General features: G+C 43.3%; 7 protein-coding genes. 4 read left to right on the top strand and 3 right to left on the bottom strand.

Features of this window, described 5'->3' with window-relative positions; all coding sequences use genetic code 11:
• Positions 1-279: 279 nt before the first annotated feature.
• The gene (locus LJE11_RS18150) at positions 280-915 is read left to right on the top strand and encodes a cobalamin B12-binding domain-containing protein (protein WP_118338529.1); all 636 of its coding nucleotides are present in this window, start codon (positions 280-282) and stop codon (positions 913-915) included.
• Between the two features lie 107 nt (positions 916-1,022).
• Positions 1,023-2,573, top strand: a complete 1,551-nt coding sequence (locus tag LJE11_RS18145; protein ID WP_227296347.1) for a PucR family transcriptional regulator — start codon at positions 1,023-1,025, stop codon at positions 2,571-2,573.
• A 120-nt stretch (positions 2,574-2,693) separates the two neighbouring features.
• On the opposite strand, the gene LJE11_RS18140 is transcribed toward LJE11_RS18145, so the two are convergent.
• From LJE11_RS18140 to LJE11_RS18130, 3 genes are all read right to left on the bottom strand, one after another.
• Positions 2,694-3,290 carry a 50S ribosomal protein L25 gene (locus LJE11_RS18140; RefSeq protein ID WP_055054124.1) on the bottom strand — a complete coding sequence of 199 codons (597 nt, stop codon included), beginning with the start codon at positions 3,288-3,290 and terminating at the stop codon, positions 2,694-2,696.
• Positions 3,291-3,558: 268 nt separating this feature from the next.
• Positions 3,559-4,674 (bottom strand): glucose-1-phosphate adenylyltransferase subunit GlgD, encoded by a 1,116-nt coding sequence (gene glgD / locus LJE11_RS18135; protein ID WP_118338527.1) that lies wholly within the window; start codon positions 4,672-4,674, stop codon positions 3,559-3,561.
• A gap of 1 nt (position 4,675) precedes the next feature.
• Positions 4,676-5,815 carry a glucose-1-phosphate adenylyltransferase gene (locus LJE11_RS18130; RefSeq protein ID WP_118338526.1) on the bottom strand — a complete coding sequence of 380 codons (1,140 nt, stop codon included), beginning with the start codon at positions 5,813-5,815 and terminating at the stop codon, positions 4,676-4,678.
• 443 nt (positions 5,816-6,258) lie between these two features.
• On the opposite strand from LJE11_RS18130, the gene LJE11_RS18125 reads away from it, so the two are divergent.
• Positions 6,259-7,659: an exopolysaccharide biosynthesis polyprenyl glycosylphosphotransferase gene (locus tag LJE11_RS18125; protein ID WP_022380407.1), complete on the top strand. Its 1,401-nt coding sequence runs from the start codon at positions 6,259-6,261 to the stop codon at positions 7,657-7,659.
• Positions 7,660-7,661: 2 nt separating this feature from the next.
• The gene (locus LJE11_RS18120) at positions 7,662-8,426 is read left to right on the top strand and encodes a glycosyltransferase family 2 protein (protein ID WP_022380408.1); all 765 of its coding nucleotides are present in this window, start codon (positions 7,662-7,664) and stop codon (positions 8,424-8,426) included.
• Positions 8,427-8,469: the final 43 nt, after the last annotated feature.

The raw sequence follows: 8,469 nt of genomic DNA, 5'->3' as shown, positions 1-8,469 counted from the left end.
CCAAAATTCATTCCAGATTGCCTGCGGCAATGGAATTTTGGCTTGTATGTCTCGGTATTTTGGCATATTCATGCCAAAATACCTCGCGGGACAGAGGTGTGTGAACAATAACGGAATAACATTTTAGCCGAATCAGGTAAGTCAGTTTTCGTTGTAAATAACAGTGAGCTATGATAAAATACAGATATTGAAAGCGCAGAGCGTGTTTGAAAAAACAAAAAATCCTTCGCCGCAGGGCGGGGGATTTTTGGCAGAAGGTATTAAGGGTGGCTTGAGGATATGACAGTACTGGAACAGTTAAGAAAAACAATTGAAGACGGACATCCGGGGGAGACAGAGAAGCTGGTGAGGGAGGCATTGAAGCAGCATATTCCTGCAGGGCGGATTGTGGAAGAGGCCATGACTCCGGCTATGCGAACAGTGGGGGAGAATTACAAATCCAATGGTGCGGATATTATTAAAATTCTGGCAGCAGCCCGAAGTGTGCGCAAGGGTTTTGAATTGTTGGAGGAACAGGACTCGCAGTTTGGCAGGAGGAATATCGGAACTGTAATCCTTGGAACGGTGGAAGGTGATCTGCATGATGTAGGTAAGAATCTGGTTGCGATCATGTTTCGTAGTGCCGGATTTAAGGTGATCGATCTGGGAGTGGATATTTCTGAGAAGCAGTTTCTGCGTGCAGTGAAACAGAATCCGGATGTGTCGATCGTGTGTATCTCCTCGCTTCTGAGTACTTCAATCCCGGAGATGGAGCAGGTGGTAAAGTCTCTGAAACGAAGCAGCAGTAAGCATAAATTTAAGATTATGGTTGGTGGAGGTGCAGTAACGGAGCAGCTGGCGAAGAATATGGGAGCAGATGCCTATACAGAGAACTGTATTGAGGCTGTGGAAGTTGCGAAAACGCTTATTGTGTGAGAACCGGGCTGACAGGTGCGTATGAGAAAGACATAGTGTGAGTTAAATTGCTATAGAATTGACTGGTAAAATAGGTGCTTCAATTATGTGACAGGAGGATTGTAGACTTGCAGCTGTCATCAGTTTATTTATATGAAAAAATAAAAGAGAAATATGAAATTACGGAAAGGGGAACTTTATCCGGTTCAGACGGATATCTGCGCCCCTTTTTGTGTTATGAAAAAAAAGAAACATTTCGACATGGGCATGTTTATGTGGTACAGAGATATGACAAAGAGTGGGAATCGGCAGTTCTGACTGCTGAAAATATACTCTGGGTATTTTGTGGGAGAGAGAAAATTGATGCTGCATCAGAAGAGTTTCAGCAGATTCCGTATATTCATATTGCACTTGATAGTCTGAAAGAAATAGCAGAATTTATGAATGATGTGCAGGAGATTTTTGATGCGGCTGATGAATGGGAACGGAAGATTCATGATCTGATGTTAGAACATGCCGGAATGGACAGGCTTTTGCAGGTGACATCGGAATTTCTGCAGAATCCGATGACTGTAACAGGACTGGATTTTACCTTTGTGGCGGAAGCGGGAAGCGAGTATCTGCCGCCGAGGGCGCGGATGTATACAGATGACGGGTTGAATATGGAATATGTAAATGCACTTTTGCAGAATGAGACTTATCGAGATATGGCAGATACGCATGAATATGTGATGTTTCCGGCTTACATCAGTGGATGTCGTTCGATGAACAGAAATCTGTTTGTGGATGGGAAAGCAACTCACAGGCTGGTTTTGACTGAGTGCAGATCAGAGATTACACTGAGAGTTATCTGTGTACTGGATATTCTGGTGGAGAAACTGGAGTATCTGCTTGCGCATGAAGCGGAGGAAGAAGATCCGGACAGGGATATGGAGCAGATTTTTGTCAGGATTTTGTCGGACAGAACTGCGGATTATATGCAGGTGAGTAGAGAACTGAGTGAACTGGGATGGAGTGGAAATCATGAATATATGTGCCTGATCCTGCAGATTACCTATCTGAATCAGCAGAATCTTTCCACAAAGGCAATCTGCCGATATATTAAGAAGAAATTTGAGGATTCTGTGAGTTTTCTTTATCAGGATGAAATTGTGGCATTTTTTGACCTTACCAGACTTGGAAAAAGCCAGGAGGAAGTAGCCGGAAAACTGGTTTATTTTATCAGGGATACTTATCTGAAAGCCGGATACAGCAGGGTGATGACAGGACATATGAATCTGAGACGGCAGTATGTGCAGGCGAAGACGGCTTTGGATGTAGGAAGCCGTAAGAAGCCTTATCTGTGGATTCATTATTTCGGTCAGGTGGCATTGACTTATATTCTGGAACAGGCAACAAGAAGACTGCCAGGAACAATGATCTGTCATGAAGGGCTGCTGGAATTGAAGAAGCATGATGAGGAGAATCAGACTCAGTACATGGAGACATTGAGAGTGTATCTGGAGCAGCATCTCAGTGCAACCCAGGCGGCAAGGGAATTGTTTATCCACCGCAGTACGTTTCTTTACAGGCTGGACAGGATTAAGGAAATCCTGCAGTCTGAGCTGGATGATCCGGAGGAGATTTTTTATCTGGAATTGTCATTCAGGCTGCTGGAGCAGGAGCAAGAGAAAGAATAGTACGGGAACAGAATAGTGCAGATATCTGGAAAGGTCAATTATTTGTGGAGGGAGATATTTTGATAAAAAAATTCAGGTACGCTTGAGCGTACCTGAATAAATGTTAAAAGAGATATTATGTTATTTAGCTTCTTCTTCGGCAGCAGCCTCTTCTTCAGCTTCCAGAGCCGGGTCTACATGAACGGCGGCTACGGATACAACTGCAGCTTCAAGGTCTGTCTTTAAGTCTACATCTTTGTCCTGGGCGATGGCGAGGTCTTTGACTTTGATTACGTCGCCGACTTTCATGTCACCGACATCTACCATAACTTTGTCTACCAGTGCTGATGGGAGAGCTCTGAAGGAGATTTCTTCCAGATGCTGCTGTAATACACCGGCTTCCAGTTTGTCGTGGTTTACAAGTACGATCTCTGCTACGGAATGTACTTTCTCGTTGCTTACCAGTGCCTGGAAATCTATTTCATCCACCTGTCCTTTTAACGGATTGAACTGGATCTCTTTAATCAGTACGTCATATGACTGACCATCTACATCCAGCATAATCTGGCTTCCTTTGTTATTTGTCTTGAGAAGTTTCTCGACAGCAGATTTCTCGATTTTAACAGGAAGAGAACCTTCCATCTCTCTGCCAAATACGTTACCTGTAACGTAGCCTTCTCTTCTTAATCTTTTGGCCTTTGTGTCCATTGTTCTTTTTTCAGCTTTTAAAGTATTCATTTGACTTTTCCTCCATTTTACAGCTGAGGTGACATGCTTGACACTATCTTCAATTTATGAGCATCCGAAATGCTCCAGGTGGTGTTAAGTATTTTTAAGTATTCAGTTGTTTGTTCTTTATCTTTGTTACAGCTGTATTATAACACGCTAAAAATGAAATGCAAGAGGAAAATGTGAAGAGTTTGTGAAATTTAAGTAAACACAAACAAAGCCCTCCGGAAGTGACCGCTTCCGGGGGGGCTTTGCATTTAATCTAATTAATCATTAATTACAGAGTATCATTTCTTCTGATATAACCAGGCTGTTCAGTCGGGGAAACGATTTCTTTTTTATGAACGAGTTTCGCCCATTTGTCGACTACTTCATTCTCTACGTGAACACCCTCACCTACAGTAGCTTCAGCGAGAACAACACTGTTTCTTACAACAGCACCTTTTTTAATGACGCATCCACGACCGATTACGGAATTCTCAACAGTACCTTCAATCTGGCAGCCGTTGGAGATTACGGAATTCTTCACATCTGCAGTATTGAAATACTGAGTCGGGCAGGAATCATTGGTACGTGTATAGATTGGCCAGTTATCATGGAAAAGTTCCTGAGCTGACTTGTAATTAAGGAGAGCCATGTTTGCAGCATAGTAACTTGGGAAGTCTGTAATGCTTGCAAAGAATCCCTTGTGTGCAACGCCGCGGATGTCCAGAGTTTCGCATTTATCATTCAGGATGTCTGCCAGTGTATACATGGAAGAAAGATTCTTGGCTTCTTTGATCAGGCTGATGAAAAGCTCTGTTTTCATAACACAGGTATCCATATAAACATACTGATTCTTCTTATTACCATGATTCGGTTCGATGGATTCCACACCTTTCTGGCGGTTCAGTCCCAGAACATTACAGGTAAGATAAGCCTCTTTTGCATTATCAACAGCGTGATAAAGGAGAGTAACATCTGCACCGGACTCAACGTGTGTATGTAAAAACTGGTCAAAATCAATTGAATAAACCATATAGCTCGGTGCAATGACAACATACGGATGATTCATTCTGCTGAGGGATTCCATGTTGTCCAGATAGCAGGAGATATCGGTGTTATAGATATCATTGTCATTATTGTGCTCTGAGAAGAGAAGCTGAAGTTTGCCGCTCTTGGAGTTGATGTTGTAATGACGTCCTGTTCCAACGTGTTCTACAACAGAACGGGGTTTATTATTGATATAGACCTGAATACGGTCAATGTCGCTGTTGGTCATATTGGAGATAGGGAAGTCAATGACTCTGTATCTGCCAAGGAAGGAAAACGCACCGATTGGGCGATAATCCTGCATACCATCTACATAAATATTTCTCCCGGAAGAGCTTACGATTCCAAATGCCTTATACATATTATTCTGCCCCCTTTACGCGTTTCGCTACAAGCTCAATGTGCTCACTGTCTGCGGCACCGACAACTGCACCTTTACCGATGCGGACACCGTCAGCTACAAGTGCACGCTGAACAACGGCACCTTCTTCTACAACAACACCCGGCATCAGTACACTGTCGATAATTCTGGCACCTGCACCAATCTTAACACCTGTAAAGAGAACGGAATGCTTAACTTCGCCCTGAACAACACAGCCCTGTGTGATATATGCATCTTTAATATCTGCTTCTGCGCTGATGTATTGTGGAAGTGCGGTAACATCTTCTGTATAAATCTTCCAGGACGGATCACCCAGATCCAGTTCATTCTTGGAACTTAACAGATCCATGTTTGCTTCCCAGAGAGAGTCGATGGTACCAACATCTTTCCAGTATCCTTCAAATTTATATGCATAAAGAGTTCTGTTATCGTTAAGCATAGTAGGGATGATATCCTTACCGAAGTCATGGCTGGAATCCGGATTCTTGATATCAGCCATCAGCATCTTGCGGAGGAGTTTCCAGGTGAAGATATAGATACCCATGGATGCAAGGTTGCTCTTCGGATGCTCAGGTTTCTCTTCGAATTCTACGATACGTCCGGATTCATCAGTATTCATGATACCAAAACGGCTTGCCTCTTTCATCGGAACTCCGATAACTGCGATGGTTGCATCTGCCTTTGCTTCTTTGTGGGCTGCAAGCATCTTGTCATAGTTCATTTTATAAATATGGTCACCGGAAAGAACAAGAACGTATTCAGGATCAAATTTATCAATGAAATCAATATTCTGGGAGATTGCATCTGCAGTTCCGCGATATACATTCAGATTCTCATCTGCTTTCTCACGTGGAGGAAGAACGTAAACACCGCTGTTTTTAGCATCAAGACCCCAACGTCCGCCGGCTGCCACATAACTGTTCAGCTGGATTGATTCATACTGTGTAAGTACACCTACAACATCAACGCCACTGTTGGCGCAGTTGCTTAAAGGAAAGTCTACGATACGATATTTACCGCCGTATGAAACGGCCGGCTTTGCCACTTTATTGGTAAGATCATGCAGACGGCTGCCACGACCGCCGGCCAGGATCATGGCCAACATACTATTTTGTTTCATAATAGTGAACCCTCGCTTTCATTTGTTAGGTAATATTATACATTTTTTCCTGACATTTTTCCATAGGTTTCTGAAAAAAATATGTAAAAACTTTGCTACAAACTAAGTAAAATCGACGAAAAATTATACATTATATACAAATATCGAGACGAATCGCATGACAGGGGATTAAAGATATTTGTAAATTATGCTCATAACGTAGCCAAAATTCATTCCAGATTGCCTGCGGCAATGGAATTTTGGCCTGTATGTCTCGGGATTTTGGCATATTCATGCCAAAACACCTCGCGGAATAATGCTGTGTGAACAGTAACATTTGTTCACAAATTTAAGTGAAACGGGTGGACGTATAATAGTTCTTACGCTATAATAGGTAGGAATTTATAGAAGAAATGCGTAACTGTGAAAATACTGAACAGTTACAGAGAAACAGAGGTTATCACGTGAGTAAAAGAGAAGATTATAAACGATTTATCGTATTTTGTCTGGCGAGTCTGGTGGTTCTGGCACAGGCGGCGGTCTTTGCATGGGTGTGGTATTCCGTTTACAGAGGACAGATCGACGAGCCTTTCTGGCGCAAAGGTAACTGGGTACTGATCGCAATCTACGGTCTGATGTTTGCCCTGTTTGCCAAATTGTACGGAGGACTTAAGGTTGGATATCTTAAGAGGATTGATGTATTTTATTCGCTGACACTGGCACTTTTGTGTACCAATGTGGTGGAATATCTGGAGATCACCCTGATCAACAGATGGTTCCTGAGCGTATGGCCTATGATCGAGATGACAGGAATACAGCTGGTTCTGATCATTATCTGGATATTTGGTTCAAGGTATATCTATTCCGGACTTTACCGCGCACGCCGGCTTCTGGTCATTTACGGTGACCGGGATCCAGGGGACGACCTGATCCATAAGATGAATTCCCGAAAGGACAAATATGACATCAGCGGCAAGGTACACATCAGTGTGGGAGAAGAAAAAATCCATCAGATGATGCAGGATTATGACGGCGTGATCATCTGGGATCTGCATTCAACAGAGAGAAACCGTTATCTGAAATACTGTTTTGCACATTCTGTCCGATGCTATGTGAGTCCGAAGATTTCGGACATCATTCTTATGGGAAGTGAACGCATCCATCTTTTTGACACACCGCTTCTGGTATCCAGAAATATGGGACTGGCAGTAGACCAGCGTGCTGCAAAGAGAGTTATGGATATTCTGATCTCAGGGATCGGCATTATAATCACTTCACCGATCATGCTGATCATAGCGATTGCGGTAAAAGCATACGACAGAGGTCCGGTGTTTTATTTTCAGGACCGTCTGACATTGGGTGGAAAGCCCTTTAAGATCTGTAAATTCCGCAGTATGTGCGTAGATTCGGAGAAAAACGGTGCAAGACTGGCATCCAAGCATGATTCCCGTATCACACCGGTAGGTCATGTGCTGAGAAATCTTCATCTGGATGAGCTTCCTCAGCTTTTCAATGTATTTAAGGGAGATATGTCTCTGGTAGGTCCGCGTCCGGAACGTGAAAGTATCATGCTTGAGTATGAGAAAGAGCTTCCGGAATTCTATTATCGTCTGAAAGTTAAAGCAGGTCTTACCGGATATGCGCAGGTTTACGGTAAGTATAATACAACTCCTTATGACAAATTAAAGCTGGATCTGTTTTATATTGAGAATTATTCCTTCCTGCTGGATATCAAGCTGATCTTTATGACAGTTAAAATCTTTTTCCAGAAAGAAGTATCTGAGGGAGTAGACGACAGACAGGTAAATGCGTTGAAGGATTCCGGGAAAAACGCCGGAGTGTCAGAGAATAAAACGGAGGAATGACAATGAATAAACCGCTGGTATCTGTGATCATGCCGGTTTACAACGGAGAAAAATATATTAGAAAGGCTGTGGAATCCGTCTATGAACAGGGAGTTTCGCTGGAACTTCTGGTGATCGATGACGGTTCTACAGACCATACAGAGGAAGTCCTGTCTGCCTATGAGGGCAGAGAGGACTTTCGGTATATTAAGAATGAACAGAATATGGGAGCTGCAGGCTCCAGAAACAGAGGAGTCGGGCTGGCACAGGGAACCTACATTGCTTTTCTGGATGCAGATGACTGGTGGGAGCCAGGCAAGCTGAAAGAACAGCTGAAACGTCTGGAAGAGACAGGATACGTGCTGTGTTCTACAGGGCGGGAACTGATGAAAGCGGACGGAAGCAGTACAGGACGGACAATCCCTGTAAAAGAGAAGATCACCTACAGAGAACTTCTGAAACATAACAGCATCAACTGTTCTTCGGTAATACTCAGAAGGGATGTGGCGCGTGAATTTCCCATGGAGCATGACGACAGCCATGAGGATTATATCACCTGGCTGAAAATCCTGCGAAAATACGGCTGTGCTGCCGGAATCAACAAACCCTATCTGAAATATCGTCTCAGCGAAGGCGGCAAATCCAGAAACAAACTGAAATCAGCAGCCATGACTTACAATGTCTACAGATACGCCGGTTACGGCAGGATCAGAAGCTGTATTTTTTTCTGTTCTTATGCTGTACATGGAATATGGAAATATTGCTACTGTTCACTTCGTTCACAGTAACGTAGCCAAAATTCATTCCAGATTGCCTGCGGCAATGGAATTT

Origin of the sequence: Blautia sp. DFI.1.216 (genome assembly GCF_020594215.1) — a bacterium.
GTDB classification, from domain to species: Bacteria; Bacillota; Clostridia; order Lachnospirales; family Lachnospiraceae; genus Blautia_A; species Blautia_A wexlerae.
This window is presented reverse-complemented; position numbering and strand designations above follow the sequence as displayed.

Excerpts from the sequence above, each read along its gene's own strand:
- LJE11_RS18130 (WP_118338526.1), bottom strand. The coding sequence starts at position 5,815 with ATGAAACAAAATAGTATGTTGGCCATGATCCTGGCCGGCGGTCGTGGC.
- LJE11_RS18120 (WP_022380408.1), top strand. The coding sequence starts at position 7,662 with ATGAATAAACCGCTGGTATCTGTGATCATGCCGGTTTACAACGGAGAA.
- glgD (WP_118338527.1), bottom strand. The coding sequence starts at position 4,674 with ATGTATAAGGCATTTGGAATCGTAAGCTCTTCCGGGAGAAATATTTAT.
- LJE11_RS18140 (WP_055054124.1), bottom strand. The coding sequence starts at position 3,290 with ATGAATACTTTAAAAGCTGAAAAAAGAACAATGGACACAAAGGCCAAA.
- LJE11_RS18150 (WP_118338529.1), top strand. The coding sequence starts at position 280 with ATGACAGTACTGGAACAGTTAAGAAAAACAATTGAAGACGGACATCCG.